Below are 25,662 nucleotides of genomic sequence, written 5' to 3'. Positions count from 1 at the left end.
CGCGCGGACGACCGCTCCGGCGCGGCGCTCCCTCGGCTCCCCTGCGATCCCTCACGACCGCCGCGCTGGCTCACGGCTTCCGCGCCGTCGGCTTCGCCGCCTCCGCTGCCCCCATCGCCCTGGCCAGCGCGTCGACGACGACGCGGACCGCGGCGCGCGCGGGCGCGGCGTAGACCGCGAAGCTGGCGCGCTTCGATGCGCCGTACTCCGGCAGCACGCGCCGCAGCGCGCCGCTCTCGAGCTGATCCTGGACGACGTAGTCGGGGAGGTTCGCCAGGCCGACGCCGGCGACCGCGGCGTCGCGCAGCGTGATCGTGTCGCTGGAGCGGAATGTGCCGCTCACCGGGACGACGCGCTCGCCCTCGGGGCCCACGAGCGTCCACCGGGCGACAGGCTCGAGGTTGAGCGTGATGCAGTCGTGGTCGGCCAGGTCCTCGAGGCAGCGCGGCGTCCCGTGGCGCCGCAGGTACCGCGGGCTCGCGCAGAGCACGCGCAGGTCGTCGGCGAGCCGCCGCGCGACGAGGGAAGCAGGGGAGATCTCGGCGGCCAGGCGCACCGCCACGTCGATGCGCTCGGCCACCAGATCGACGATGCGGTCGGTGAGGTCGAGATCGATGCGGAGCTCCGGGTACCTCGCGCGACAGGCCAGCACCGCGGGCGCGACGCGGATCGAGCCGAGGACGGTGGGCGCCGAGATGCGCAGCGTCCCGCGCGGCGTCCCGTCGAGATCCGCGACCGCCCGCTGCGCCTCCTCGATGTCCGAGAGGATCCGGTCTGCGCGCTCTGCGTACAGATTCCCTGCCTCCGTGAGGCTCACGCGGCGCGTGGTGCGCCGGAGGAGCTGCGCGCCGAGGCGCTCCTCCAGCCGCGCGACCTGCTTGCTGACCGACGACGACGTGAGCCCGAGCGCCCTCGCCGCCGCCGAGAAGCTCTGCCGCCGCGCCACCTCGAGGAACGCCCTCATCTCACCGAGGTGACCGCCCGCCGGATCCATCCCATTCGTTCCTTCCGCGACGCAATCCTCGTCGGCGGGCCAGCATTATCACACGCGCGTCCCGGATCTAGTTTTCTGGAGCGCGAGGCGACCGCCTCGCCGCGAAGGAGGCATTCATGCTCACGCAGGCTCGCGGGCACACGGGCGTCGCGCTGCTGCTCTTCATCCTGGCCACCGCCCTGATCGCAGATCGGCTCGCGGCGACGCCCCCGGCGCAGGGCGGGTCGACCCCGCCGAGCGCGCGGTACGACCTCGCGCAGATCGACCCGCGCGGCCACGCGAACGGCGGGCCGCGCGCCGCCGGCGCCCCGGCGGCGGCTCAGGCCACCCGATCGATCGCCCCCTCCACGCCCTCCTGCTTGGAACAGTGCGCACAGCAGTAGAACGCCCCGCCGGCCTCGATGCCGTGCCCCACGATGCGGCAGGCGCAGTGGGCGCACACGGGCGCGAGCTTGTGAATCGCGCACTCGAAGCAATCGAATGTGTAGCTCGTGCCGCCCACCATGATCTGAAATGCCTTGTCGTAGCTGTTGCCGCAGCAGTCACACGTGTTCATGGAAACCTCTCGACGGTTAGGGGATGACGTTGCGCCGCGCGCCGAGCGCGGCCGGCCCTCGCGATCACCCCGGGCTCCTTGGGGGGCTGCCCCGGCGCCGGCGGATCTTCGATCTCCGGAGAGCGCTCTCCGGGCGCCGGTGGAGGGGGCGGCGGATCCCGACGCGCCGGCTCGCCAGGATCGGGATCGCGCCGCGGGGGCTCGCGCGGCGCCGGATCCTGCACCGGCGGACCCCGTCCGGGATCGCCGACGGGCTCGGGGTTGGGCGTTCCTCGGGAGGGGGGCGCATTCACCGGCATGGACGGTTCTTTCCTCGCGCGTCCTTGGCTGACCTCGTGTTGACGCGGTGCAAACAAGGCTGCATGAACCGCGCCACGAGCGCTTCCGAGCGGAGCGGCTCGACAGCGCGACGTGCTGCGCCCGCGCGGTCCTGGTATGCGCTCGCCGCGGCCCTCCACGGCGCGCATTCCTGTCACAGTGAGGCGCCGCTGCATGGCTGGGGCCGGCGCGGCGCGCCGCCAACGCACCTCCGCCTCCGCGTGCGCTCGCGTGGCGAGGCGCCGTCCCGAGCACGCCCGCGCGCCGGATCGGGCTCAGCAGGCGGCCGCGAGCGAGCCGGATGGGCCCGCCCGTCGGCCGCCAGCGCTTCACTTCGGGAGGAAATGAAGGATCTGCCTGAGCGCCTTGGTGAGGCTCTCGGCTTCCAGCACGTCGGGCAGCACGAGCACGCCGAGCACGCTGAGGCCGATGCCCATCAGCGAGCCTCCGGCGATCACGCCCGCGCAGATGGCCTCGGTGTTCTCCGCGGCGAGCGCGTACCAGGGCCGCGCGGGCGGCGCGTCCGAGCGCCCGCCCGGCGCCGTCTCGCTGAGCCGTGTCTCCTGCTCGCGCTTCTTGTGCCAGAGCGCGGCGCGCCGCTCGAGCAGCCAGAAGAGGAACGAGCCGAGGAACATCGACCAGATATCGGTGAAGTTGAGGATGAACGCGAGCCCCAGGGCGACCGCGGAGAGGGGGAATCGGTTCTTCGTGACCTGCCTCGTGATCTCGACGAGGATCCCGATGATCGCCCCGACCACCACCGCGGACTTGGCCGTCGGGTGGAGGAAATCGAGCCCCTTCATCAGCACCTCGGCGACGGCCTTCCACGTGAGCGCGCTCGGGACCGGCAGCCGCTCCGTCCCGTAGCGGCCGATGTCGCCCTGGATGAGAACGAGGTACCAGATGGGCACCGAGAGCACGAGCCCCGCGACGGTCCCGAGCACGTGCCCCATCGCCTGGTGGCGCGGCTTGCCGCCGAGCATGTAGCCCGGCTTGATATCCATCAGCAGGTTCGCTGTGTTGCTCGCGACCTCGGCGGTGATCCCGGCCGTCATCAGGTTCGTCGTGATGTTCTTCGGCGCGAGCGCGCCGTAGGTGAGCTGCGTCAGCTTGCCGAGCGCCCCGGTCGGGGTGATCGCCGTGATGGCCGTCGAGTTGACCGCGATGAGCGAGAAGATGAAGACGAGCGGGATCGCGAGCGCCCCGAGCCACCAGGAGATCCCGAACCAGAGCTGCCCGAGCACCACGATCACCACGCCGACGATGGGTATGCCGATGATCGACAGCTTCACCGGGAGCTCGATGTCCGCGAGCACGTCGGTCGCTCCACCCTTCTTGGTGAGGCCCTTGAACGCGTCGATGATCACCTTGGGCTTGGAGAAGAAGGCGTAGAGAGAGGACGTCGTCATGCACGCGACGCCGCCCCACAGCGCCCAGAGGGTGATCGCGCCGAACCCGAAATGCCCGTTCTTCGGCAGGATGATCCCGCGCTCGATCAGCAGAGGGGCGAGGATCCAGTAGTTGAGGATGCCGCCGAGGAGGAGCGACACGCCGGTCCGGATGCCCATCAGGCCGCCCGTGGCGACGAAGATGATGCTCGTGTCGAACCGGATGGTGAGCTCGTTCAGGGGGGTGCCGCGGATGGCCGGCGAGAGGCCCGAGCGCTTGAGCAGATCGGCGAAGCGCCCGCCATAGAGGAACTCGTCGTAGTAATGCGGGATGTTCTTCAGCGCGAAGAGCGCGCGCATCACCTTGTCGTCGCGGAGGAGCTCGAGCGCGGCGCTCAGGAGGCCGCCGCCGAGGAGGAGCTTCGCCTTGAAGAGGCCCTCCTTCTCGTCGCTCTCGTGCAGCGCGTCCATCACGACGCCGGCGGCCATCCCCTCGGGGAAGGGCTGCTGCTCGTCGTTGATGAAGCGCTTCTTCATCGGGAAGGCGAAGAGCACGCCCAGGATGGCGAGGACGAACATCCAGATCATCGCCTGGCCCATGGGGATGATCGTCGTCGTGACCATCGAGTAGGCCGCGAGGCTCGTGAAGAGCGGCGCGTTCATGTATCCGGCCGACGTCGCGATGGACTGCATCGCGTTGTTCTCGAGCACGGTCATGTCGCTTGCGAGGCCGAGCTTGGAGAGCACCTTGAAGAGCCCGAAGGCCAGGATCACGCTCGTGATCCCGACGCCGAGCGACCAGCCGGTGCGCGCGCCGATGTACAGGTTCGTGAGCGACAGGAACGCGCCGAGGAGCATGCCCGTGATCGCCGAGCGCCACGTGAGCTGGGGCATGTCGCCGCGGTAGACGTTCTTCAGCCACCATGCGTCCTTCTCTTCGAGCGACATGGTGTGAACCTGCTCTGGCGTGAGCTGTTTGATGGCCATTGCGCGGCGACCTCCTCGCACCTTGTACCATGGTGGGCGACGCGCCGTGCATCTCTTCGGCGAGCGCCTACGGCGCAGATCTCGCCGATTCCCCGTTCGCGCCGCCGCCCCCGCGCCGGCGGCCGATCCCGGCGAATCCATGGCGCGGCGGAATTGCTGGCTCCGTGTCACGAGGCTCGCGCCCAGCGGGCCCGCCGTCGCGTTTCGCGGGCCCGGCCGGAGGCCGTCTCAACGCCGCGGAGCGCCCCTGTCGTCCTCAACGTCGCACCGGCCTCCGATACCCGCTCTGGGACCTCCCCGCGCGACGCGCTCCCCCCACGGGGGCCTGCCGTGGGCACGGCGCCCAATCGCCGGACCTGGGGAGCGCATCGGGCGTATGACCCCTCAACGCGCTTCTGGAGGGAGCAGGCGCACCATCGCCTCGGCGACGCCCGCGGCCGACGCAGGGTTTTGCCCGGTCACGAGGCGCTCCGCGACGACGACCTGCTTCTGCCACGGCGCTGCAGGCTGGAAGAGCGCGCCGCGCTCGACGAGCCGATCCTGGAGCAGGAACGGCACCACGGCGTCGAGCTTCACCGCCCGCTCCTCTTCGTTCGTGAACGCGCTCACCGCCTTGCCGGCGACGAGGTACTGCCCGGACGAGAGGCGCACGTTCACGAGCGCCGCGGGCCCGTGGCACACGGCGCCGACGACGCCGCCGCGCTCGTAAATGCTCGCGGCGACACGCGCGAACGCCTCGTTCTCGGGGAAGTCCCACATCGTGCCGTGCCCGCCGGCGAAGAAGACAGCGGCATAGCGAGACGGGTCGACGCGGTCCGCCGGCGTGCTGTCGTGGAGGCGCCCCGCGAGCGCGCCGCCGTCGAGGAACGGAGCGCTGGCCGGCTCGACTTTGTCGAGGCCGTCGAGCGGCACGCGGCCGCCGCGGGTCGAGGCGAAGTCGACGGCGATCCCCGCCTTCGTGAACTCCGCGTACGGGTGCGCGATCTCGGGCAGGTAGGCGCCCGTGCTCTCCCCGGTGGCGCCCTTCTTGTCGTGGCTGGTCATGGCGATGAGCACCCGCTGCGTCATGTTCTTCTCCTCGGTTTGCGCCTGGTTCGGGTGAGCGGTGTCGGGCGTGTTGCCGCCCGCGCACCCGGATGAGACGGCGGACAGGGCGGCGAGCAGCGTGGTCAACGCCGCGCGGCGCCCGGGGTGGCGATCTGGATTGGTCATATCCAACTCCTAGGCTCTCCGGCGCGAGCCCGGTAGACGACGACAGGGCGAAGCATTTGTACTAGGGTGTTGAGAATGGTCGCACCTTCGCTCGCCGGCACGCTCCCGAACGTCGAGGCGTTCTGCCGCACCTACGAGACGGGGAGCTTCACCCGCGCCGCGCGGCTGCTCGCGGTCACGCCGCAGGCGACGAGCCGGAGCGTCGCGCGGCTCGAGCGCAGGCTCGGCGTGACGCTCTTCCGGCGCACCACCCGGAGCCTCGCGCCGACCGACGAGGCGCGCCGCTACTACGAGCTGTGCACCCAGGCGCTCGCGCTCTTGTCCGCGGGTGAGCGCGAGCTCGCGAGCGAGCGCTCCTCCCCTGAAGGGCTCGTGCGCATCAGCGCCCCGACGACGTTCGGCCACCACCGTTTGCTCCCGGCCCTCGGCGTGTTTCGCGAGCGCTACCCCGGCATACGGGTCGACATCCACGTGTCGAACCAGAACGTCGACTTCGTTCGCGAGGGTCACCACCTCGCGATCCGCATGGGAGCGATCGCCGACAGGACGCTCGTCGCCCGCAAGCTCGGTGACTTCGCGCTCGGCGTTTACGCGAGCAGCGGCTACCTGGCCCGCCACGGCGCGCCGCGTTCGCCCTCCGATCTCGAGAAGCACACGTGCATCGCGTTCCAGATGCCGCGTTCGGGTCGAGCGCTCCCGTGGGTCTTCCACCCCGGCCCGACCACGCTCGTCCTCGACGCCCACTACCGGTGCTCGGAAGACGTGCTCGGCATCATCAGCCTCGCGCGGGCCGGCGTCGGGCTCGTGCAGACGTACGACTTCCTTGTCGAGGACGACGTCGCGCGCGGCACGCTGGTGCAAGTGCTCGCGCCGTTCCGAGGCGCGAGCCGGCCGTTCTCGCTGATTCACCCCAAAGGCACCGTCCTGTCGGCCGCCGCCCGCGCGCTCAAGGCGTTCATCATCGAGCGCGAGGCGGCGCGCGCGAAGTGAGGGCATGAGCGCGGCCTGCTCCTTGAATCATCCGATCCGAGAGGACCTTTTCATGACCACCACGATGTACACGGTCACTGTGCCCGACCGCGGGCCTGCCGAGGTGACCGTCGCTGCCCACGGCGACGGGCAGCCGATCCTGCTCCTGCACGGCGGCGCCGGCCCTCAGTCGGTGGACCGCTTCGCCCAGGCCCTCGCCAGGCGCGAACACGCCCGGGTGATCGCGCCCACCCACCCCGGCTTCCGCGGCACCCCGCGACCGGAATGGCTGGACAGCATTCCGGTCCTCGCCCGGCTCTACCGCGCCCTGCTCGATCAGCTCGACCTCACCGACGTCACCGTCGTCGGCAACTCCATCGGCGGCTGGATCGCCGCGGAGCTTGCGCTGCTTGGCAGTCGCCGCATCCGCAGCATCGTCCTCGTCGATGCTGTCGGCATCGACGTCGCCGACCAGCCCATCGCCGACGTGTTCAGCTTGCCCAAGGGCCAGCTCGCCGAGCGGAGCTACCACGACCCCGCGCGCTTCCGCATCGACGTGACCCGCCTCAGCGAGGCCCAGCGCGCCGCAATGGAGGCTTCGATAGCCAGCAACTTCGCCGCCCTGCGCATCTACGGCGGCAGCATGATGGACCCGACCCTGCGCCGCCGGCTGTCCGCCATCTCCCTGCCCACCCTCATCGTGTGGGGCGACAGCGACCGTATCAGCACGCCCGACTACGGCCGCGCCTACGCCGCGGCCATCCCCGGCGCCCGCTTCGAGCTCCTCGCCGACACTGGCCACCTCCCACAGGTCGAGAACCCCGAAGCGTTGCTCACCCTGGTCTGGAACTTCGCCGTCACGAACGCCGCGAACAAGCCGGGTGGGGCCTGTGATGGAGAGAGCCCATGACCAAGTATCAGTTCACCAGCTACCGCAAGATCGATGGCGCCGACGACAAGGACGGGCGCGTCTGGGCGGGCCCGTGGTTGAAGGCCGAGCAGTTCGCGGGTCACGAGGTCGCGCAGCTGCGCGCCGTGCTGAAGGAGTAGGGGATCAAGGGTCGCCGCGATCGCTCTTTCGATGTGGAAGAGCGAGGAGAAGTACGACCCGGCGAAGCATCGCAAGCACGGCTAAAGACTCGTCTCACGTGTGGAGGTATCAATCCTGAAGAGAGGTGTGATCGCCGGCGCAGCAGCTGGAGACGAGCAAGGTTCGAGGGTGAGTATCCATTGCGCGGATGGCACGGGGGCGGTCGCCGCCCCTGCGGACAACGCCAGCGAGGACGAGGGCGGGCGCGCCTGCCGGGTCGAATCGGGGCCCAGCTCCCCGGCGGGCGCGGTCGCGGCCCTGGTCGCGCTGGGCGCGGTCGTGGCGCAGCGGCGCGCGCGAAAGGCAGGTGCGAGTTGGGTCGCCGACGCGTGCGGGGGCTGATCGTGATCGGCTCGAGGCGAGCGGCGCGAGCACCGGCGGCTGACGGCCCACTCAGGGCAGAGCCGGAGGACGAGGCCCGACCGGGGACGTTCACACCGATCCGCCCCTCCGCCGCCGAGATCGGGCCCGGCCAATGGCAAGGCTCCGCTCGGGCGGCGCATCAAGAGAGGCGGGCGCCGGGGGGCGGTCGTGGCGGATGTCGATACCATTCCCCCCGCGCGCGACTAAGCTTGGCCCCGATGGACGAAAACTCTCCTCCCGAGGGGCGCATCAAGAGAGGCGGGCGCCGGGCCGCGGTCATGGTCGACGTGGCCAAGCTCGCCGGCGTCTCGTACCAGACGGTCTCGCGCGTCCTGCACGACAGCCCCCACGTGCATCGGGACACGCGGGAGCGCGTGCTCGACGCGATCCGCCAGCTCGACTACCGCCCGAGCTCCGTGGCGCAGGCGCTCGTCACCGGGCGCTCGCGGACGCTCGGTGTGGTCAGCTTCGACACGACGCACTACGGCCCGGCGTCGACGCTCCACGGGCTCGAGACGGCGGCGCACGACGCCGGGTACGGCGTCAGCGTCGTCAGCCTGAAATCGCTCAGCCGCGCGCCGGTGGTGGACGCGGTGAAGGGGCTGTGCGATCAGGGCGCCGACGGCATCATGATCATCGCCCCGCTGCGGTCGGCGGTGGACGCGCTCCGCCACGTCACCTCCGACGTGCCGGTGGTCGCCGTCGAGGGGGGGCCGGACGATTCGGTCCCGGTGGTCGCCGTCGACCAGCACGGCGGCGCGGCGGCCGCGACCCGCCATCTCGTCGACCTGGGTCACCGGACGGTGTGGCACATCGCCGGTTCGACCGACTCGCTCGAGGCCGAGCAGCGCATCGACGGCTGGCGTTCGACGCTGGAGGCCGCGGGCGTCGAGCCGCCGCCTCTCCTGCGCGGCGACTGGAGCGCACGCTCGGGCTACGAGCTCGCCCCGCAGCTGGCGCGCACGCCAGGCGTCACCGCCGTGTTCGTGGCCAACGACCAGATGGCGCTGGGCGTGCTCCGCTACCTGCACGAGATCGGACGCGCGGTGCCGCGGGACATCAGCATCGTCGGCTTCGACGACATCCCGGAGGCGGCCTACTTCACGCCTCCGCTCACCACCGTCCGCCAGGACTTCTCCGAGCTGGGGCGCAGGTGCCTCCACTTGCTGCTCGGGCAGATCGAGAGCGGCCGCCGCTCCTGCTCGCGCGTCGTGGTCGAGGCCGAGCTGGTCTTGCGCAAGAGCACCGCCGCGGTCGCCCGGAACCGATGAGCGCTCCAGCCTGCCAGCTTCGTCTGCACGCATCCCCTCACGGATCAGAGACCCGTAATAGATCCGATAAGACAGTGGAATATCCACCGCGGCCATGAGGCGCTTGTCGTCGTCGGGGTATCGAGGGCTTTGGGCCTTGTTGTTGTCCGCCTTGGGAACCCATCCACGTGGCAACGGATTGTTGGCGATGATACGCGCCGGATAGGTCGCGAGAGCGAGTATCCGGTGAATAACTTTTGCGATGCCTTATCTCAAGATGTGCCGGCAACATGGAGACCGCGCGATCCGCGTGATCGACCGTGAAGCGAGGAAGAGGGACGGGGCCGAGCACTCCCAGAGCATGATTCAGCTCATGTCGGTGCTGTTCCGGATGTCGAAGTGGTTTCACATGCAGCGGGTACTGCTCGGCAAGCTGGCCAGATAGCACCCGCGCAGCGAACTCGGCGAAGGTGGTGTCCCCGGATGAGCGGGGACGCGCCTCGCCCTTGCACAGCTTGTCGATCGCGAGCCGGACATCGCGGAGCGCGGTCCCCTCGCGCGCGGCAGTCTGCTCCAGCAGCGGAGGGGCGAGCGAGCTCGCGCCGGTGGCGTCATGCCTACGACCGCGGGAGGTCGCCGTGCCCGATCGGCTCGCCCACGTCGCTCGCCGCGACCGAGCACCGTCACCCCACGGGGAGGTCGACGCGCGCGCCCTCTTGGACCTGCTCGGGCTGGTGGAGCCCCGGGAGCGGAAGGTGCTCGTCCTGTCCGGTGAGGCGAGCAGGTCAGCGAGGTTGCCTGAAGCCTCGGGATGCGCAGCGGACCCTCGACATCGCACGCTCTCATAGGCCGCCCGGCATGCGTCGCTGGACCCATGAGGAAAATGGGATGTATCTCGTGCCAGGCATGAGCGAGATCGAACTCCGGAGCATCAACCTGAACCTCCTCCCCGCCCTCGAGGCGCTGCTCGTCGAGGGGAGCGTCAGCGCCGCGGCGCGCCGCGCCCACGTCAGCCAGTCGGCGATGAGCCACTCCCTCGCGCGCCTGCGCGAGCTCTTCGGCGATCCCCTCCTCGTGCCCCTCGGCCGCGGTCTCACCCCCACGCCGCGCGCGCTCCAGCTCCGCGCGGCGCTGCCCGCCGCCTTCGAGCACCTCCGCCGCGCCCTCGCTTCCCCCGAGCCCTTCGATCCGCGCACCTCGGCGCGCACCTTCCGCGTCGCCACCGTCGACTACTTCGAGCTCACGACGCTGCCCGACGTGCTCGACCACCTGGGCGAACACGCCCCCTTCGTCCGCCTGGAGATCGAGCGCTTCTCCCCTGGCGTCACCCCCGCGCTGGTCCTCGGCGACATCGATCTGGCCCTTGTCGGCGCCTCGCAGCCCGTGCCGGCCGCCGGCCTCCGCCGCGCCCCGCTCTACCAGGATCCCTTCGCCGTCGTGGCCCGTAAAGGCCACCCGGCGATCAAGCGCCGCCTCGATCTCGACACCTATGTCGCCCTCGGCCACGTCCTCGTCAGCGTCGAGGGCCACCGGGACGGCGCCGTCGACCGCGCCCTGGCGCGCCTCGGCAAGACCAGGCGCGTGGCCCTGCGCCTGCCTCACTTCATGTCCGCGCCCCTCGCCGTGCGCAGCTCCGACCTCCTCTGCACGATCCCGAGCAGCGTCGCCCAGCGCGCCCGCGAGCTCTTCGGGCTTCGGGTGTTCGCGCCCCCCTTCGAGCTGCCCGCCGCCCAGGTCGTCGCCGTATGGTCGCAGCGCCACGACGACGACCCGGCGCAGCGCTGGTTCCGCGACCTCTTCTTCTCTGGCCGCGCCCTCTCGCCGCGCCTGCGGGCCCTGGTCCGAAGGGGCGCGGCTTGATCCGGGGATGTTCTAGAGGGGATGAGGCATCATAGGCATTGGAGGGGGCATGACGGTCGGATCGCTGCGCGCTGGCATGCCCGTACTGCTGGTGCCCTCGGGCAGTCCAGCCGAGCGGGAAGGCGTCTGCCCCGCGCGTCGAGCTTGCGGAAGCCCGTACCGGAAGTGGGCGACCTTCACGAATGAGGACTTCGGCAATCTCTACTGTTTCAGGCGACCGCTCGTCATCGACCGCCTTCTCTGGCGGGATTTCTAGCGGCGCTGCCGCCGCTCGGCGATCGCCGCCGCGGCCTCTGCCTCCGCCTCCGCCTGGACGGCGACGTCGTCCGGCAGCGGCAGCGCCTGAACCGCAGGGAACCGCACGCCGAACACGCCAGCGCCCGCGTCGACCGGCTCCACGCGTTCCCTCGTGGTCCGCGCGTCGAGCTCGACGATCCGGTTCACCGTGCGCTGCATGGCAATGGCGACGAACAGCCAGGTGATCGGGCCGGCCAGGAGCTGGATGTACGGGATGACGCTCGCCACGCACGCCGCGATGACCAAACCCCGCGGTACGCCGTCGGGCATGCCCCGCAGGCGGCACTGCAGGTTCACGCGATCACAGAGCCGGAGGCCGTTCCAGAAGATCCAGTAGTAGTTGAAGTACGGGGCCAAGTGCAGGCCGATGGCCTTCCCCACGGACGGATCGTCGCGCTCGGCCCGGGGCAGCTGGGCGTGCATCGCGTTGAAGCGGATGAACGACACGATTCCAAACGTCACGATGTGCAGCAGCGCCGTGGCCCACACCGGAAACGCCTCGAGCTGATGCCGCGCGAGCGCGACCCGCTCGCCGGCACCCAGCCCGGCCACGCCGCCGCGATACGTGTTGGAGGCAACAGGCTGCCCGCCGACGCGCTGCGCCAGCAGGGCGTGACGCATGGCCTCGTTCTGTCGGCGCAGGCGCTCGTTCTCGGCCTGAACGTCGTCGAGCTTGCCCGCGAGCGCGTCTCGATCGGAACGGAACACGGGGCAAGTATAGCGCCGCGACCAGGCCCAGCAGGCCGAAGCGGAGGGCCGAGCCAGGGATCAGGCCCCCATGGCCCGCACGAGGCACGAGAGGGAGAGCCGTGGCGCTCTCGGCGCAGGGCAAATGGCGTATCAGTCGCCGTCTCGGCCGCTGCCTGAGAATCCGTCTTCCCGGCGCGCGAAGAGGACGTTGAACGTCGTGAGCGTCCCGTAACAGCCCGTGATGTACGCCTGGAGCTGGACCTTCTCCGCGTCGCTCAGCCCCTCGTGCCCGTTGATCTTCTGCTCCAGCACGCGCAGCTTGTCGCGGAGCATCACGATCTTGTGGAAGAACACGTCGAGCGGGATGCGCTTCTCGGCCGTGCCCTCCTTCCCGGGCCGGAGCACGATCTCCCCGCCTTCCCAGCGGCCGCCCATCTCCGCGCGGCCGACGCCGAGCTCCTCGGACAGCACCTCGCGCAGCACACGGCGGAACTCGTCGATATCCATGTCGATGTCGATCTCCCTTGGCAGCGGCGAACGGAAGGGCTGCGGCGCCGCGCTCGGCCGGCGCTCCGGCAACGGGGCGCGCTCGGGCGCCCGCGGCCTGACGCCGGAGCCGCGCGGCTGGCCCGCCGCCCGGGGTGGCGGTGGCGGCGGAGGCGCGCCCTTGGCACGGTAACGGGCGCACGTCGCTGTCGCCTTGATCGGCGGCGGGTACACCTCGAGGGCGCACTCGCCGACGCGGCCGCGCGCTGGATCGTCGTGCGCCCGGGTGAATGCCGCGCAGCTGCCGCACCGACCCGCGTAATCGTTCACTGCGGCGGGACTGTACCAGCTTTGCGGCTGTCGGGGAGCGCCTTGTCGACGCACGGAGGCGCCTGCCAGCGACGCCGCGATCCGGTCCCGGTGCCGCGCTCGGTCCCGGTGCCGCGCTCGCCTGTCGCAGCGAGGGCGAGCTCGCCGCGGTTCGGCTACCCTGTCTGGCCGTGCGTGCCTTGGCCCTGCTCCCCGCCCTCGTCTCCGCCGCCGCCCTCGCTGCCTGCGCCGTCGAGCCGCCGCCACGTGCGCCGGCGCCTCCGGCCGCCGCGCCGTCGCCGCCAGCCGCGGCGCCCTCGCCCGCTGCCGGGCCGGAGCCGGCGGCCGCGCAGCCGCCGCTCGAGTTCATCCACGACGACGTGCCGCGAGCGCGCGAGAAGGCCCGGACCGAGGGCAAGGCGCTGTTCGTCGATGCGTGGGCGCCGTGGTGCCACACCTGCCTGAGCATGAAGCACTACGTGCTGACCGATCCGTCGCTGCGCCCGTTCGCCGATCGGGTGGTGTTCGCGGACGTCGACACGGATCGACCGGAGAGCGCGCCGTTCCTGGAGCGGCACGAGGTGACGGTGTGGCCGACGTTCTTCGTCCTCGAGCCGGCGGGCGGCGAGGTGATCGGGCTCTGGCGGGGCGCCGCCTCGGTCGAGGAGCTGCGCGAGCTGATCCGCGAGGCGCTGCTCGCGATGGATTCGCAGGCTGCGTCGGCGCTGCCCGCGGACGATCCGCACCGCCTGCTGGTCGAGGCGAAGCGGGCCCACAGCGCGGGTGACCACGCCGCGGCGGTGTCCGCCTACCGGCGCGCCCTGGCCCGGGGCGGAGAGGCCTGGCCGCGGCGCAGCGAGGCGCTGCTCGGCCTCCTTTCGGCGCTCTACCGCAAGAAGGACGCCGCGGCGTGCGCGGAGCTCGGCAGCGCGCACGTCGGCGAGGTGAAGGGCGCGGCGCTGCCCGCCGATTTCGCGAGCGTCCTGCTCTCCTGCGCGGCGGCGCTCCCCGGCGGCAAGGCCCAGCGGGCCGCGCGCGAGGCGGCGGTCGCCCGGCTGCGGTCGATCGTCGCGAGCCCGCCCGCGGACGCGAGCGCGGACGACAGGGCCGACGCGTGGGGCCTGCTCGCCGAGGGGCTCGAGGCGCTCGGGGACGCGGGCGGGGCCCGCGCTGCGAGCGAGTCGAAGCTCGCCGTGCTGGAGCGGGCCGCGAAGGAGGCGAAGACGCCCGAGGCGGCAGCCGCATACGACTACGGGCGCGCCATGGCGTATATCGCGCTCGGCCGCGGCGAGGAGGCGGTCGCGATGCTCTCCCAGCGCGAGGCGCAGATGCCCGCCTCGTACGAGCCGCCCGCGCGGCTCGCGCAGGTGCTCCACGCGATGGGCCGCGAGGCGGAGGCGCTCGCCGCGGTGGAGCGGGCCATCGGCCGCGCCTATGGCCCGCGCCGGCTGCGCTACCTGAAGCTCCGCGCGGAGATCCAGCAGCGGCTCGGGCGGGGCGCGGAGCAGATCGCCACGCTGCGCGAGGAGGTGGCCGGCTACGAGGCGCTCCCCAAGGGCCACGCCAGCCAGACGGCCCTGGACGACGCGCGGCGGCGGCTCGCCGAGGCGGAGAAGGCCCAGCGCGGCGAGAAGAAGCGCTGACAGCGGCGGCGTCTGGCGGCCGCTACTGGCACCCTGCGTCCACGATCAGGTCCGTCGCGCGGAGGTGGTCGGTCGCGGGGTCCTCCGGGAAGGTCACGGTGATGTCCACGTCGACGGTGCACGGGGTGGCTGTCCCCGGCAGGAGCTCCATCGTCAGGCTCCCGGTGGCGCCCGTCGCGCTCACGGCCGCGCCAGCGGAGCCCAGGCCCTCCGGCGTGCAGTCGGCCGCCCCCTTGCTCATCAGGATGCGCGACACACTCCACATCTCCGGGACCGTGACGATGTCGAAGTCCGCAGGCGACTGCCTGCTCGGCGCCTCGGCATAGAGCATCACGCAGAGGTCCGCCTCTGGCCGGGCCTTGTAGATCGTGAGATGATCGTACCCGCCGGGCCAGTACGTGGCGGTGTAGCGGCCGACCTCGGTCTCGACGCAGGAGGCATTGTCCGAGATATCCACCCCGGCCTGCTGCGCAGCGCACGCATTGCAGTAGAACTGGTTGTCGCACCCGCAGACGCCCGGGCAGTCCTCCGGGCACCCCCCGGGCCGGGGGGCGCACCGGCCTACGGTGTCGAACGTTCCGCAGGAGTCGTCGGGGAAGTCGCAGAAGTCCTCCTTGCCGCAGATCCCGCCGCTTCGCCCTCCGCATGCGAGCGGTGTCGCGCCGCTCGAGGTCGAGCTGGCGGAGCCCCCAGCACTGCCGGTGCTGCCGCTGTCGCCGGTGCTGCCGCCGTTGCCGGTGCTGCCGCCGTTGCCGGTGCTGCCGCTGTCGCCGGTGCTGCCGCTGATGGAGGGTATCTCGACCGCGCCGTCGCAGGCGGCGAGAAGAAGCCCGAAGAGAAGTGAGGATAGGCGCGCGTGGCTCATACGCGCAGTATGGCATGCGCGCCGGCCCGCCAAGAGCAGCCATGCCGTTCGGCGGAGCCGAGCGTGGCCCGCGAAGCTCCTGAAGGAGAAAACGGCCCAGAGTCCAGAAGACACCAAGGTGGAATTCCAACCTCGGTGTCTTCTGGCGTTCTCACGGTTTCATCAGCTCACTGCCCGTTTTACAGCGTCGGCAGCACGCCGCGATCCCGGCCGAGCGGGAAGGCCGTCTCGAGACGGGCGATGTCCTCGCTGCTGAGGCGCAGATCGCCCGCGGCCGCGTTGTCGAGCGCGTGTGCGGCGTTCGCGGCCTTGGGGATCACGAAGATCGGCTGGCGGCGGAGCAGGAAGCGCAGCGCGACCTGCCACGGCGTCGCGCGGTGGGCGGCGGCGACGGACGCGAGCACCCTGCCCCCCGTGCTGTCCGGCGCCGGGAACCGGCCCGAGCCGAACGGGCTGTAGGCGACGACCGCGATGCCGTGCCGCTCGCAGAGCGGCAGCACCCGGTGCTCGATCGACCGCTCGAGCAGGTGATAGAGCACCTGGTTGCAGGCGATCTCGCGCGCTCCGGCGATGGCGATCGCCTTCGAGAGCTCCGCCTGGTCGAAGTTGCTGACGCCGAAATACCGGATCTTGCCCTGGTCCCTCAGGTCCTTGAAGGCGCGGAACGTCTCCTCGAGCGGGTGCGACCCGGGCCAGTGGAGGAGGTAGAGGTCGAGCCTGTCGGTGCGGAGCTGCTCCAGGCTTCGCTCGCACGCCGCGATCGTGCCGGCGTAGCTCGCGTTGCTGGGCAGCACCTTGGAGGCGAGGAACACCTCGTCGCGGCGGCCGGCGATCGCCTTGCCGACGAGCGCCTCGACAGCGCCCGAGCCGTACATCTCTGCCGTGTCGATGTGCGTCATGCCCGCGTCGATCCCCCGCCGGATGGCGTCGATGCAGGCCGCCTCATCGTCCATCTCCATCTGCCAGGTGCCCTGTCCGACGACCGGGATCGTGACGCCAGTAGAACCGAGTGCGCGCTGCTCCATGATGATGAACCTCCGCTTTTGTCACCGGGGGCGGCACGCGCCGCCCCCGCCCGCCGGCAGAGCCGGCGGGGCCCCACCCCCACGCGGTCCGTGCTGGCCTCCCTTCACGGAGAGCCGCATGGACACAGCGTTTCTACCTGATCGGCGTTGCAGAGGCGCCCCTCCGCCCCAGGTGGGATCGCTGAATTCACCACGAAAAGCAAGCCCGAGCGCTTTCACCGGGCTGAGCCCGGCGGTTCGCGACGTAGGTCGCTGGCGCCCTGTCCATGAAAAATTCCTTGCTTGAGGACGTCGCAGACAGACGATGAGCCGCTGTGTAGATTGCGCTGCCCGCGGGCTCCGAGGAGGTGGATCGATGCGTTGCATGCTGATGGGATCGTTCGTACTGGCCGCCGTGATGTCGTTCGCTGGCGTGAGCCGCGCGCACATCGACCTCACGTCCCCCGCGCCGAGGCACGCGGACGACCAGCAGAAGGTGGCGCCTTGCGGTGCTCGCGGCGATGCGCGGGGCGAGACCGTCACCGTGTTCGAGCCGGGCGAGACCATCACGGTGACGTGGAACGAGACGATCGATCACCCCGGGCATTTCCGGATCATGTTCGACGACGACGGCTTCGATGATTTCCCGGAGCCGGCGAACGAGAACGATCTCTGCGAGCCGGGGGTGGACAAGGGCTGCCTGCTCGACGGCATCGCCGACAAGCGCGGAGGGTCGTATTCCGCGGAGGTCACGCTCCCGGACGTGGAGTGTGACAACTGCACGCTTCAGCTCATCCAGGTCATGACGGACAGGAGGCCGGCCACGCTGTACTACCGCTGTGCGGATCTGGTGCTCAAGTCCTCCGATCCTGGCGCCGCGACGAGCGCCGCGAGCTCCGGCGCCGGCACGGGCGGCGGCGCGACGGGCGCGGGCGGGGACGCGGCGGCGAGCGCGAGCAGCAGCGCCACGGTGGGCGCAGGCGGAGACGCGACGACGGGCGCGGGCACGGGCGGGGGCGCGACGACAGGGGCGGGCGCGGGCACGGGCGGGGGCGCGACGACGGGCGCTGGCGTTGACGAGGGATCTGGCGCGGCGGAGGACGACGGCGGGTGCAGCTTCGGCGGCGCGGCGGGCGGGGCTCCGATCTCGGCGGGGCTCGGCGCGCTCGCCGCCCTCGCGCTCGCGGCGCGCGGGCGGAGGCGAGGCCGGCTGGCGCCGCGGCAGGACGCTGCCGGTCGCGGGTCGCGGCGCTCGTGATCGCGAGCCGGCGCGCCGTCAGGAGCGGCGCGTCGGCCCTTCGGCGAACCTGGCGATCTCGATGATCTCCGCGGCGCGGTCGCTGGCCGGCGGGGCGAGCCAGGGGCCGTCGAACCGCGTGACCAGCGCGGTCACGTTGTCGCGGCCTCCGGCGGCGAGCGCGGCGTCGATCAGGGTGCTGGCGGCCGCCGCGGGGTCGGGGTGGGCGTCGAGCGCGGCGGCGATGTGCCGATCGTCGACGAGGTCGCTCAGCCCGTCGGTGCAGAGCAGCAGGGTGTCCTCGCGGCGGAGCTCGACGGCGGAGAGCGCGATCCTGAGGTGTTCGCGGAGCCCGAGCGCCTGGAGCATCACGCCCCTGTGCTCGAACGTGGCGGCCTCTTCGGGCCGCAGCTTGCCGCTGTCGAGCAGCGACTGGAGGAGGGTCTGGTCGCGGGTGAGCTGGGTGAGGACGCCGCTCCGGAGGAGGTAGGCGCGGCTGTCGCCGACCTGCGCGAGCAGGAGGCGCTCATCGCAGAGCGCGGCCACGGTCGCCGTGGTGCCGCTGTTCCGGTGCTGTGAGCTCCGGCGGGCGTTGTCGCGGACGGCGCGCCCGGCTTCGCCGATCGCCTCGCGGAGGCTCCGCTCGAGGGCGTCGCTCGATCGGGGCGCGGAGCGGGTGAGGATGGCGTGGACGATGCGCGCGGCGAGCCGGCTCGCCGCGTCGGGGGACGACGCGCCGCCGGAGCCGTCGTAGACGCCGAGCGACAGGGCGAGCGGCGGCGCGACGGACGCCTGGGCGGCCGCGGGCCCATGGGCGAGCCCGCGCGCGAGATCGCTGATCAGGAAGGTATCCTCGTTGTGCTCGCGGCTGAGGCCCACGTCGGTCCGGGCCGCCACGGCGACCGCCGCGGCGTGTTCGACGGCGGACGTGCGGTACACGGGCATGCGCGCATCGTACCGCGGGGGCGCTGTCCGAGGGAGGGCGCTCGACGCGCGGCGCGCCTCGTGCCTCAAATGAAGAGAGACCGCATGAGGCTGCTCCCCAACCCCGAGCGCGCGTGGGAGCGCGCCGCGCACGTCCAGACCCTCGCGCGCGCCGAGATCGAGCGGCGGGTCCGGTCGTTCACCGGCGAAGCGGAGGTGCTCTCCGGCGGGCACGCCAACGTGAACGTGCGTCTCGGCGCCGAGCGCGTGCTGCGGGTGTACCGCCGAGACGCGGCCGCGGCGCCGAAGGAGGCCAGCCTGCTCGCGCGGGGCTGGAGGTCGTTCCGCGTCCCGGCGGTCCTGTCGGCGGGTGAGGATTTCCTCGTCCTCGAGCACGTCCCCCACGGACCGCTCCAGGACACCGCGACGTGTGGTGCTGCGGTCGGGCGCGCGCTCGCGGAGATTCACGGCGTCGGCTACGACAGCGCGGGTTTCCTGGGGCCGGAGCTCGCCGTGTCCGTGCCGTTCGCCGACTGCATCGGCGCGCTGCGGGGTCATGTGGACGCGGTCCTCGACAGGCTGGCTCCTGCTCTGCGCGGCGAGCTGAGCGAGCGCGTGCGCGCGTTCCTCGACGCGAACGCGGAGGCGCTGCGCGCGCTGGCGCCGGCGCCCGTGCTCCTCCACGGGGATTTCAAGGCGTCGAACCTGCACTGGCTGTCGTCGGGCGAGCTCCTCGTGCTCGACTGGGAGTTCGCGTACGCGGGACCGAGCCTGATGGACGTCGGCCAGCTCCTGCGCTGGAGTCCGGGGCGCGAGTTCGTCGCGGCGTTCGCGGGCGCTTACCGCGAGAGCGCGCCGCTTCCCGAGGGGTTCGAGCGCTGGGGCGCGGCGTTCGACCTGTTCAACCTGGTGGGGCTCCTCGACGGGGTGGAGCCAGGCTCGCGCCGGGCGATCGATGTCTGTGGCCGCATCCTTCAGACCGCAGGGGGAAGCGAGGGATGAGGCGGCCTGAAGACGCCGAACCCGACATGGCTCCGCAGTGGTCATTGGCGGGCACCGCAGCTTGGAGAGTCGTTTTCGTGATGAGCACAGTGCTCCACGCGTAAGCATGCTTGCCGCTCATCTTCCGCTCTATCTTGTGGGCAGTTCTCCGTGATGCGGTTAGGGTGCGACGCCGATGCACAACGGCGCTGACCAGTTCGCGAAGAACATTCTGCGCGAGGCGCTGAGCCGAGCCTCGTCTCCGGAGACGGAGGTGGAGGTGCTCGCGGCGACGCAGAAGATCGATGTCTACAGCGTGCCCGATCCGGCGCGGGACGCCGAGCGCGCCGGGATGGGCTTGCTGGGCGAGCTCTCCGCGGAGCCGAGCCTGTTCGAGCCGTTTCACCGCACGCCCGGCTTGCGGCAGGTCCGCTCGTGTCTGCGCAAGCAGCTCACCTGGTATCACGAGCTCGAACGCCGGGCCCGCGCGCAAGCGTCTCCAGTCGGCGCCTCGTCGAACGATGCGGAACCCGACGCATCGACCCCGGAGGACGCTTGGGAGAGGAGCGTCGCCACGCCTCTCCTGGTACATTTTCGGCTCGGGCTCGATGAGCAGGCGACGAGCGAGGAGGACGACGTGAGCGCAGAGATCCGGGCGTGGTTCGAGGATTACCAGCAAAAACTGCGCAACGAAGGGCGCGACGAGGGGCTGAAGGAAGGGCGCGACGAGGGGCTGAAGGAAGGGGGGCGCAACCTCCTGCTGCGGCAGCTCCGGGCCCGCTTCGGCGAGCTGCCCGCGGCCGTCGTCGCTCGCATCGATGCAGCCGACGTGGCCGAGCTCGAGCGGTGGGGCGAGCGGATGCTCGGCGCGCGGACGCTCGACGAGGTGCTCGGCGCGCCGAGCTGAAGGGCCGAGGAGCACCCGCCGCGCCCGGCGGTCCGGGAGCGCGGCCGCGCAGGGGCGCCAGCGATGCACCGGCGTCCCCGGCGTCGCCGACCACCCCGTTGCGTTCTGAGCAGAAGACGCCCGCTCAGGGCAGGCCGGCAGGCGTCAGGACGACACCTTCACCCAGGCGGGACGCGCGCTGATGCGCTTCCACCACGCCGCGACGTTCGGCCGATCGGTGATGAGGTCCTCGACCTTCGACACAACGAGACACTGGAGGTACGGCATCCACGAGATGTCGGCCAGCGAGTAGCTCGAGCCCGCGAGGTACTCCTGGCCGGCCAGCGCCTTCTCGACCACGTCGAGCGCCTTCGAGACCTCGGCCTTGGACGCATCGACGATCGCCTCGTCGCCTGGCTTGCCCTGCATCGGCAGGAAGACCCGCTGGAAGACGATCTTGACCGCCGGGGTGGCGAAGTACGATTGCTCCACGCTGAGCCACTGATCCATGAGCGCCCTGGCCCTGAGCTCGGTCGGCGTCAGCGGAGCTCCCGGAAGCTTGTGATCGAGGTAACGCATGATCGCCCTCGACTCGTAGAGCGTGAAGTCCTCGTCCTCGAGCACCGGGATCACGCCGAAGGGGTGGCGCGCGAGGTGCTCGGGCTGCTTGTGCGCGCCCTTCATCAGGTCGACGAGCACGAACTGCGCCTCCTGGCCCTTCTCGGCGAGCACCGTCAGGACCTTGCGCGTACACGTGCTCATGGGATGTCCGTAGATCTTCATCGTGTCTCCTTGTCCTGTGTTCCGTCGCGAGGCGCCGACCGGCGGCGACCTCCGCGGCGCGCTAGCCTAAACGGATTTCCCCGACCGCGAGCGCCCTGATGACGCGGGCCGATCGCGGCGCGCGATCAGCCCTCGCGCCGCCGATCCTCTTGCCACTCGGCGTCGCGGGCCGCGGCGAAGACCGGGAGGCGCGCGAGCCACCGCTCGCCGGCGTTCGGGCGATCGAGCGCGATGCGCAGGGCCGCGATCAGCTCGAGCGGCGCGGCGTCGAGGCCCTGCTCCTTCGCAGCCCATCCCAGGCCGGCGAGGACGGCGTTGGCGACCTCGTATCCCGGGCGGTGCATCGGCGCCGTGGGCACGGACGCGGGCGCGGCGAAGTGGCGCTCGCACGCGGCGGCGTCGAGGGAGCTCCAGCCCGCGCACACGATCGGGCGGACAGCGTGGATCGAGCAGGCGCCGCGCTCGTCGAGCAGCGGGCAGGGGACGCCGGCCTCGGCGCGTTCCAGGCGGGAGAGCCCGCGCGTCGCCGCGTCGGCGGCGCGGACGCGCTCCTCCAGCGCGGCGAGCTCCGCCTGGCTCCGCGTGGCGCGCAGGTGGGCCGCGATGCGGAGCACCTCCGGCGCCAGCACGAGCACCTTGCTGACGCAGCAGGTCGCGCAGCCGGCCCTGCAGGCGATGGGCCGATCGGGCGGCTCGGCGGCGACCGATGCCCCCTGCAGCGCCTCGGCCCGCGCGAGCGCCGAGGCCGCGGCCGACACCGCGCCGGCCTCGGTGCGCGTGGCGAGCGACAGCGCGAGCGCGGCGCGCTCCCCGTCGGCGATCCCCTCGAGGATGGCGGGGGTGTACCGCGTCGCGGGGGCGAGCGGCAGGGAGCGATTCCGCCGCGTCATCGCGGCGCTACGCCGTCTCCGGGAGCCGCCAGTCGATCTCGTCGGCGCCGCGGGCGCGGAGGGCGCTGTTGATGGTCGAGAACGGCTTGCTGCCGAAGAAGCCGCTCCTCGCCGACAGCGGCGAGGGATGAGCCGTCTTGATGACCGTGTGGCGCTTCGCGTCGATGAGCTTCGCCTTCTTCTGCGCGTGGCCGCCCCAGAGCACGAACACCACCCCGTCGGGCCTGTCGTTGACCTTCTTGATGACCGCGTCGGTGAACGACTCCCAGCCCTGGTTCTTGTGGGAGTTCGGCGTGTGCGCCCGGACGGTGAGCACGGTGTTCAGCAGCAGCACGCCCTGCGTGGCCCACGTGGTGAGGCAGCCGTGGCTCGGGATCGTGAAGCCCGGCAGATCCGAGACCGCCTCCTTGTACATGTTGGCCAGCGACGGCGGCGGCGTGACGCCCGGGCGCACGGAGAAGCACAGCCCGTGGGCCTGCCCGTCGTCGTGGTACGGGTCCTGGCCGAGGAGCAGCACGCGCACGCTCTCGTACGGCGTGAGCTTGAACGCGGCGAAGACGTCCTCCTCCGCCGGAAACACCTGGTGCGCCTTCCGCTCGTCCTCGACGAAGCGCGCCAGCTTCTTGAAGTACGGCTGCTCGAGCTCTCCGGCGAGCACGCGCTCCCACGAGGCAGGTAGATCGATCTTCATCTCTCGCTCAGACCCCTTCCTTCGGACAGAACTCGCTCATCCGGCACTCCCCGCACTTCGGCTTCCTGGCGACGCAGGTGTAGCGGCCGTGCAGCACCAGGGCAGGGCCGAAGAACGTCCATTGGTCCTTCGGCACGATCTTCATCAGATCCTCCTCGATCTGCTCGGGCTTCTCGCGCTTCGAGAGGCCGATGCGCCCGCTGAGGCGGGCGACGTGGGTGTCGACGATGATCCCCGAGGGGATGTCGAACGCCGTGTTGAGCACGACGTTCGCCGTCTTCCTGGCCACGCCCGGCAGCGTTGTGAGATCGGCCATGGTCGCGGGCACCTCGCCGCCGAAGCGCGCGACGAGCTCCCTGCACGTGGCCTGCACCGTCTTCGTCTTCTGGCGGTAGAAGCCGGTCGGCTTGAGCTCTTCCTCGAGCTCCGCCGTGGGCGCGTCGGCGTACGCCTGCGCCGTCGGGTACTTCGGGAAGAGCGTGGCGGTCACCCGGTTGACGCGCTCGTCCGTGCACTGCGCGGCCAGGATGGTCGCGACGAGCAGATCGAGCGGCGTCTTCCAGTCGAGCTCGTAACGCGCGTCGGGGTACTCCTTGCGCAGCTGCTCGAGGAGGAGGGGGATGCGGTCTCGGGCGTTCATGGGGATCGTCGCAGCGTAACCCAGCCCCGGGCCGCCCGTCAGCGGGGCTCGGCCCGTCAGCGGCGCCGGGCCACGGGCCCCGGGCGTCTCCGGCCGAAGTAGATCTCGAGCAGCTCGCGCCCCACGAGGTTCGCCTTGGTGCGCCACGCGATGTCGTTGGCCAGCATCACGGAGACCGCGATCTCGGGGCGATCCGACGGCGCGAACGAGGCGAACCACGAGAACATCCGCGACGGGCTGCCGCCGACCAGCGTGCCGGTCTTGGCGGCGACGGGCATGGTGCCGAGGGCGCGGGTGCCGTCGGGCTTGCGGAACGCCTTGGCGCAGGTGCCCCGCCGCGTCGTGACCTCGAGCATCGACCGGAGGGTGCGCGCGACGTCGGCCCGGAGCCCGCGGCCGTCGGTGCTCCGCGGCGCGAGCGCGCCCGCGTCTCGGCGGTCCTGCGCGTCGTGCGCGCCCGGCGGCGCGAGCAGCGAGAGGCGCACGCGCTCGCCGTCGTTGGCGATCGTCTGCATGGCGAACAGAGCGCCGAGCGGGCTGAGCCGCCCGCTCCAGAAGCCCGCGGCGGCGCGGGCGAGGCCGAGCCCGTCGGCCGGGACATGGGCGGCGCTCGGCGCGACGGGGATGTCGATGGGGACCTCGCCGTCGAAGCCGAGGTCGCGGGCCTTGTTGCGCAGGTCGTCGGCCGTGAGGTGCTGGCCTGCGAGGCGGGCGAAGACGCCGTTGATGCTGCGGCCGAGCGCCTCGCCGAAGACGGTGCAGGTGGCGCCGCGGCCCTGCAGATCAGCCGCGGTGATCGCGCTCATGCCGCCCGTGTAGCAGACGGGCGTGGCGATGTTCACCTTGCGGCCCTCGAGCAGCGCCGCCGCGGTGACGATCTTGAAGAGGCTCGCGCTCGGGGCGAGCGGGGTGGCGACGTAGTCCCGGTCTCCGCGGCTCGCCCACACGAGGATGCGGCCGGTGCGGACGTCGGAGGCGACGATGGCGCCCTCGGGGGCGCCGGAGCGGGCGAGGAGGCGCTCGGCGGCGCGCTGGAGCTCGGGATCGAGCGTGAGGCGCACCTGCTTGCCCGACGCGCCGACCGTGGCGTGGACCGCGCCGGCCTCGACGTGGAGCTTTCGGACGCCCGGCGGGGCCGGAGATGCCGTCGCCGGCGCGATCCCGACGGCGATCGCGGCGGCGAGCGCGAGGAAGAGACGCGATCGCACCCCGCGGAGATGCCAGGGGGCGCGCGGGAGGGCCAAGTTCCGCGCGCTGGTTGCGACGGGTACCTCGTCGCCCAAGGAGGAGGGGGGAGCGGTTCATGAGGAGCAGCGCCCGCTCCCCGGTTTTGTCCTGGAGCGGCTCAGCGTTCTTGTTCCAGGGCGATCCGATGGCCATCGGGATCGATGACCGTCACGGGCGAGCTGCCCTCGGAGCCGATGGCGCCGACCACCGCGCCCAGCGCTCGGAGCGACTCCAGGATCCGATCGAGGTCGGAAACGACGAGCCCCAGGCGGAGGCCGGACGTCGGCTTGTCCGAGAGCGGATAGAGCTCGAGGACCATTCCACCCACATCGCACGAGTAGTGCTTCGCTCCGCTGCCGTGCTGTTCCGGGGACAAGCGCAGGCCAAGGCCTTCGTAGAACCGCCGCGAGCGCTCGAGGTCCGCGCACCGGAGGACCACGTAGGCAACACGTTGCACGCTCATTGGAGGGGAGCCGCGCGCGCTGACCGAGGTCAGCGCTGCCCTTCCGGCACGATGGTCTCACCGCGCGCCAGCATCTCCACCAGCGCCGCGATCTTCTTCGCGCGCCCGGCGGGCGTCTTGATGTTGTTCATGCGAAACGCCAGCGCGAAGAGGTTCTGGCGCCCCAGGGTCTGGAACGTCTTGCGCGCCCGTGGGTTCGCCTCGATGGCCGCGCGAAGGTCGTCGGGAACGGTGGCTCCGGTCGCGCTGCGGATGGGGGCGTAGGCGGCCTCCCAGCGGCCATCTGCCTTCGCGGCGTCGACCTGCCGCTGGCCGTGCGGGGTCATCCGGCCGGCCGCCGTCAGCCGCGCGATGTGATCCGTGTTGATCTGGCTCCAGACGCTCCTCGCCTTGCGAGGGGTGTACCGCTGCAGAAAAGAGAGGTCATCGAACGACTTCCGGATGCCGTCGATCCAGCCCCAGCACAGGGCCACGTCCAGCGCCTGCGCGTAGGTGACCGTCGGCAGGCCCGAGTCCTTCTTGTGAATCTTCAGCCACAGCTCGGTCTCGCGGGCGTGGTTCGCGGCCATCCAGGCTTCGAACGCTGCCTCGGTGGGGAAGCTCTTGATCTTGTCTGGATTGGGAATGATCGGCGCCATGAAAAAGGTCCTGGTTGAAGC

General features: G+C 71.4%; 27 protein-coding genes. 11 read left to right on the top strand and 16 right to left on the bottom strand.

Annotation, left to right across the window (positions count from 1 at the left end; translation table 11 throughout):
* Positions 1 to 70: 70 nt before the first annotated feature.
* From WME82_RS26055 to WME82_RS26040, 4 genes are all read right to left on the bottom strand, one after another.
* Entirely contained in the window at positions 71 to 994 is a 924-nt protein-coding gene (locus WME82_RS26055; protein ID WP_437739171.1) for a LysR substrate-binding domain-containing protein, read from the bottom strand.
* Positions 995 to 1,313: 319 nt separating this feature from the next.
* Positions 1,314 to 1,550, bottom strand: a complete 237-nt coding sequence (locus WME82_RS26050; protein ID WP_272093661.1) for a hypothetical protein — start codon at positions 1,548 to 1,550, stop codon at positions 1,314 to 1,316.
* Positions 1,551 to 2,197: 647 nt separating this feature from the next.
* The gene (locus WME82_RS26045; protein WP_438037506.1) at positions 2,198 to 4,243 is read right to left on the bottom strand and encodes an OPT family oligopeptide transporter; all 2,046 of its coding nucleotides are present in this window, start codon (positions 4,241 to 4,243) and stop codon (positions 2,198 to 2,200) included.
* A 384-nt stretch (positions 4,244 to 4,627) separates the two neighbouring features.
* Positions 4,628 to 5,455 (bottom strand): type 1 glutamine amidotransferase domain-containing protein, encoded by an 828-nt coding sequence (locus tag WME82_RS26040; RefSeq protein WP_438037505.1) that lies wholly within the window; start codon positions 5,453 to 5,455, stop codon positions 4,628 to 4,630.
* Between the two features lie 75 nt (positions 5,456 to 5,530).
* Between WME82_RS26040 and WME82_RS26035 the strand changes: the two genes are divergently transcribed.
* The 7 genes from WME82_RS26035 to WME82_RS26005 all read left to right on the top strand — a co-directional run bounded on the left by WME82_RS26035 (position 5,531) and on the right by WME82_RS26005 (position 10,987).
* The gene (locus tag WME82_RS26035) at positions 5,531 to 6,445 is read left to right on the top strand and encodes a LysR substrate-binding domain-containing protein (protein WP_437739168.1); all 915 of its coding nucleotides are present in this window, start codon (positions 5,531 to 5,533) and stop codon (positions 6,443 to 6,445) included.
* Between the two features lie 52 nt (positions 6,446 to 6,497).
* Positions 6,498 to 7,334: an alpha/beta fold hydrolase gene (locus WME82_RS26030; protein WP_438037504.1), complete on the top strand. Its 837-nt coding sequence runs from the start codon at positions 6,498 to 6,500 to the stop codon at positions 7,332 to 7,334.
* Positions 7,331 to 7,474, top strand: a complete 144-nt coding sequence (locus WME82_RS26025) for a hypothetical protein (RefSeq protein WP_438037503.1) — start codon at positions 7,331 to 7,333, stop codon at positions 7,472 to 7,474. Before WME82_RS26030 ends, WME82_RS26025 begins: the two co-directional genes overlap by 4 nt.
* Positions 7,475 to 7,643: 169 nt before the next feature.
* Positions 7,644 to 7,856, top strand: a complete 213-nt coding sequence (locus WME82_RS26020) for an MYXO-CTERM sorting domain-containing protein (protein ID WP_438037502.1) — start codon at positions 7,644 to 7,646, stop codon at positions 7,854 to 7,856.
* Between the two features lie 239 nt (positions 7,857 to 8,095).
* The gene (locus tag WME82_RS26015) at positions 8,096 to 9,148 is read left to right on the top strand and encodes a LacI family DNA-binding transcriptional regulator (RefSeq protein WP_438037501.1); all 1,053 of its coding nucleotides are present in this window, start codon (positions 8,096 to 8,098) and stop codon (positions 9,146 to 9,148) included.
* Positions 9,149 to 9,389: 241 nt separating this feature from the next.
* On the top strand, positions 9,390 to 9,572 hold the full coding sequence (locus tag WME82_RS26010) for a hypothetical protein (RefSeq protein WP_438037500.1): 183 nt from the start codon (positions 9,390 to 9,392) through the stop codon (positions 9,570 to 9,572).
* Between the two features lie 461 nt (positions 9,573 to 10,033).
* Complete coding sequence (locus WME82_RS26005; RefSeq protein WP_438037499.1) at positions 10,034 to 10,987, top strand: LysR family transcriptional regulator; 954 nt, start codon at positions 10,034 to 10,036, stop codon at positions 10,985 to 10,987.
* Positions 10,988 to 11,239: 252 nt separating this feature from the next.
* On the opposite strand, the gene WME82_RS26000 is transcribed toward WME82_RS26005, so the two are convergent.
* The gene (locus WME82_RS26000) at positions 11,240 to 11,992 is read right to left on the bottom strand and encodes a hypothetical protein (RefSeq protein WP_438037498.1); all 753 of its coding nucleotides are present in this window, start codon (positions 11,990 to 11,992) and stop codon (positions 11,240 to 11,242) included.
* Between the two features lie 132 nt (positions 11,993 to 12,124).
* Positions 12,125 to 12,790, bottom strand: a complete 666-nt coding sequence (locus tag WME82_RS25995; protein ID WP_438037497.1) for a hypothetical protein — start codon at positions 12,788 to 12,790, stop codon at positions 12,125 to 12,127.
* Positions 12,791 to 12,960: 170 nt separating this feature from the next.
* Between WME82_RS25995 and WME82_RS25990 the strand changes: the two genes are divergently transcribed.
* Positions 12,961 to 14,412, top strand: coding sequence for a thioredoxin family protein (locus tag WME82_RS25990; protein ID WP_438037496.1), 1,452 nt, complete (start codon positions 12,961 to 12,963; stop codon positions 14,410 to 14,412).
* A gap of 22 nt (positions 14,413 to 14,434) precedes the next feature.
* On the opposite strand, the gene WME82_RS25985 is transcribed toward WME82_RS25990, so the two are convergent.
* Both WME82_RS25985 and WME82_RS25980 read right to left on the bottom strand, forming a co-directional pair.
* The gene (locus WME82_RS25985; RefSeq protein WP_438037495.1) at positions 14,435 to 15,277 is read right to left on the bottom strand and encodes a hypothetical protein; all 843 of its coding nucleotides are present in this window, start codon (positions 15,275 to 15,277) and stop codon (positions 14,435 to 14,437) included.
* 179 nt (positions 15,278 to 15,456) lie between these two features.
* The gene (locus tag WME82_RS25980; RefSeq protein ID WP_437739157.1) at positions 15,457 to 16,302 is read right to left on the bottom strand and encodes an aldo/keto reductase; all 846 of its coding nucleotides are present in this window, start codon (positions 16,300 to 16,302) and stop codon (positions 15,457 to 15,459) included.
* Between the two features lie 355 nt (positions 16,303 to 16,657).
* Between WME82_RS25980 and WME82_RS25975 the strand changes: the two genes are divergently transcribed.
* Positions 16,658 to 17,539, top strand: a complete 882-nt coding sequence (locus WME82_RS25975) for an SCE4755 family polysaccharide monooxygenase-like protein (protein ID WP_437849579.1) — start codon at positions 16,658 to 16,660, stop codon at positions 17,537 to 17,539.
* Positions 17,540 to 17,557: 18 nt separating this feature from the next.
* On the opposite strand, the gene WME82_RS25970 is transcribed toward WME82_RS25975, so the two are convergent.
* The gene (locus WME82_RS25970) at positions 17,558 to 18,463 is read right to left on the bottom strand and encodes a PP2C family protein-serine/threonine phosphatase (RefSeq protein WP_438037494.1); all 906 of its coding nucleotides are present in this window, start codon (positions 18,461 to 18,463) and stop codon (positions 17,558 to 17,560) included.
* Positions 18,464 to 18,547: 84 nt separating this feature from the next.
* On the opposite strand from WME82_RS25970, the gene WME82_RS25965 reads away from it, so the two are divergent.
* Together WME82_RS25965 and WME82_RS25960 are read left to right on the top strand one after the other, a co-directional pair.
* On the top strand, positions 18,548 to 19,444 hold the full coding sequence (locus tag WME82_RS25965) for a phosphotransferase family protein (protein ID WP_438037493.1): 897 nt from the start codon (positions 18,548 to 18,550) through the stop codon (positions 19,442 to 19,444).
* A gap of 175 nt (positions 19,445 to 19,619) precedes the next feature.
* Positions 19,620 to 20,330 (top strand): DUF4351 domain-containing protein, encoded by a 711-nt coding sequence (locus WME82_RS25960; RefSeq protein WP_438037492.1) that lies wholly within the window; start codon positions 19,620 to 19,622, stop codon positions 20,328 to 20,330.
* Between the two features lie 144 nt (positions 20,331 to 20,474).
* On the opposite strand, the gene WME82_RS25955 is transcribed toward WME82_RS25960, so the two are convergent.
* The 7 genes from WME82_RS25955 to WME82_RS25925 form a co-directional block, all read right to left on the bottom strand.
* Positions 20,475 to 21,092, bottom strand: a complete 618-nt coding sequence (locus tag WME82_RS25955; protein WP_437739152.1) for a glutathione S-transferase family protein — start codon at positions 21,090 to 21,092, stop codon at positions 20,475 to 20,477.
* A gap of 125 nt (positions 21,093 to 21,217) precedes the next feature.
* Positions 21,218 to 21,982 carry a YkgJ family cysteine cluster protein gene (locus WME82_RS25950; protein ID WP_437849572.1) on the bottom strand — a complete coding sequence of 255 codons (765 nt, stop codon included), beginning with the start codon at positions 21,980 to 21,982 and terminating at the stop codon, positions 21,218 to 21,220.
* A 7-nt stretch (positions 21,983 to 21,989) separates the two neighbouring features.
* Entirely contained in the window at positions 21,990 to 22,673 is a 684-nt protein-coding gene (ung, locus tag WME82_RS25945; RefSeq protein ID WP_438037491.1) for a uracil-DNA glycosylase, read from the bottom strand.
* Between the two features lie 7 nt (positions 22,674 to 22,680).
* Positions 22,681 to 23,313 carry an endonuclease III gene (nth, locus tag WME82_RS25940; RefSeq protein WP_437911325.1) on the bottom strand — a complete coding sequence of 211 codons (633 nt, stop codon included), beginning with the start codon at positions 23,311 to 23,313 and terminating at the stop codon, positions 22,681 to 22,683.
* 56 nt (positions 23,314 to 23,369) lie between these two features.
* A complete protein-coding gene (locus WME82_RS25935) occupies positions 23,370 to 24,521 on the bottom strand; it encodes a penicillin-binding transpeptidase domain-containing protein (protein ID WP_438037490.1) in 1,152 nt (383 codons plus the stop codon).
* A gap of 137 nt (positions 24,522 to 24,658) precedes the next feature.
* Positions 24,659 to 25,003: a VOC family protein gene (locus WME82_RS25930; protein ID WP_438037489.1), complete on the bottom strand. Its 345-nt coding sequence runs from the start codon at positions 25,001 to 25,003 to the stop codon at positions 24,659 to 24,661.
* A 29-nt stretch (positions 25,004 to 25,032) separates the two neighbouring features.
* Complete coding sequence (locus tag WME82_RS25925; RefSeq protein WP_438037488.1) at positions 25,033 to 25,641, bottom strand: YdeI/OmpD-associated family protein; 609 nt, start codon at positions 25,639 to 25,641, stop codon at positions 25,033 to 25,035.
* Positions 25,642 to 25,662 lie beyond the last annotated feature (21 nt).

It is taken from the genome of Sorangium sp. So ce128 (assembly GCF_051525245.1).
GTDB classification, from domain to species: Bacteria; Myxococcota_A; Polyangia; order Polyangiales; family Polyangiaceae; genus Sorangium; species Sorangium cellulosum_B.
The sequence above is the reverse complement of the archived record's forward strand: the minus strand, read 5'-3'. Positions and strand labels throughout refer to the sequence as shown.

Bases quoted from the DNA above. Each gene is read 5' to 3' on its own strand.
- WME82_RS26050 (WP_272093661.1), bottom strand. From the start codon at position 1,550: ATGAACACGTGTGACTGCTGCGGCAACAGCTACGACAAGGCATTTCAG.
- WME82_RS26035 (WP_437739168.1), top strand. From the start codon at position 5,531: ATGGTCGCACCTTCGCTCGCCGGCACGCTCCCGAACGTCGAGGCGTTC.
- WME82_RS26015 (WP_438037501.1), top strand. From the start codon at position 8,096: ATGGACGAAAACTCTCCTCCCGAGGGGCGCATCAAGAGAGGCGGGCGC.
- WME82_RS25925 (WP_438037488.1), bottom strand. From the start codon at position 25,641: ATGGCGCCGATCATTCCCAATCCAGACAAGATCAAGAGCTTCCCCACC.
- WME82_RS25955 (WP_437739152.1), bottom strand. From the start codon at position 21,092: ATGAAGATCTACGGACATCCCATGAGCACGTGTACGCGCAAGGTCCTG.
- WME82_RS26030 (WP_438037504.1), top strand. From the start codon at position 6,498: ATGACCACCACGATGTACACGGTCACTGTGCCCGACCGCGGGCCTGCC.
- WME82_RS26010 (WP_438037500.1), top strand. From the start codon at position 9,390: ATGCCTTATCTCAAGATGTGCCGGCAACATGGAGACCGCGCGATCCGC.
- WME82_RS26005 (WP_438037499.1), top strand. From the start codon at position 10,034: ATGAGCGAGATCGAACTCCGGAGCATCAACCTGAACCTCCTCCCCGCC.
- WME82_RS25980 (WP_437739157.1), bottom strand. From the start codon at position 16,302: ATGGAGCAGCGCGCACTCGGTTCTACTGGCGTCACGATCCCGGTCGTC.
- nth (WP_437911325.1), bottom strand. From the start codon at position 23,313: ATGAACGCCCGAGACCGCATCCCCCTCCTCCTCGAGCAGCTGCGCAAG.
- WME82_RS25930 (WP_438037489.1), bottom strand. From the start codon at position 25,003: ATGAGCGTGCAACGTGTTGCCTACGTGGTCCTCCGGTGCGCGGACCTC.
- WME82_RS25965 (WP_438037493.1), top strand. From the start codon at position 18,548: ATGAGGCTGCTCCCCAACCCCGAGCGCGCGTGGGAGCGCGCCGCGCAC.
- WME82_RS25985 (WP_438037495.1), bottom strand. From the start codon at position 15,277: ATGAGCCACGCGCGCCTATCCTCACTTCTCTTCGGGCTTCTTCTCGCC.
- WME82_RS26045 (WP_438037506.1), bottom strand. From the start codon at position 4,243: ATGGCCATCAAACAGCTCACGCCAGAGCAGGTTCACACCATGTCGCTC.
- WME82_RS25960 (WP_438037492.1), top strand. From the start codon at position 19,620: ATGCACAACGGCGCTGACCAGTTCGCGAAGAACATTCTGCGCGAGGCG.
- WME82_RS25975 (WP_437849579.1), top strand. From the start codon at position 16,658: ATGCGTTGCATGCTGATGGGATCGTTCGTACTGGCCGCCGTGATGTCG.
- ung (WP_438037491.1), bottom strand. From the start codon at position 22,673: ATGAAGATCGATCTACCTGCCTCGTGGGAGCGCGTGCTCGCCGGAGAG.
- WME82_RS26055 (WP_437739171.1), bottom strand. From the start codon at position 994: ATGGATCCGGCGGGCGGTCACCTCGGTGAGATGAGGGCGTTCCTCGAG.
- WME82_RS26040 (WP_438037505.1), bottom strand. From the start codon at position 5,455: ATGACCAATCCAGATCGCCACCCCGGGCGCCGCGCGGCGTTGACCACG.
- WME82_RS25950 (WP_437849572.1), bottom strand. From the start codon at position 21,982: ATGACGCGGCGGAATCGCTCCCTGCCGCTCGCCCCCGCGACGCGGTAC.
- WME82_RS25970 (WP_438037494.1), bottom strand. From the start codon at position 18,463: ATGCCCGTGTACCGCACGTCCGCCGTCGAACACGCCGCGGCGGTCGCC.
- WME82_RS26025 (WP_438037503.1), top strand. From the start codon at position 7,331: ATGACCAAGTATCAGTTCACCAGCTACCGCAAGATCGATGGCGCCGAC.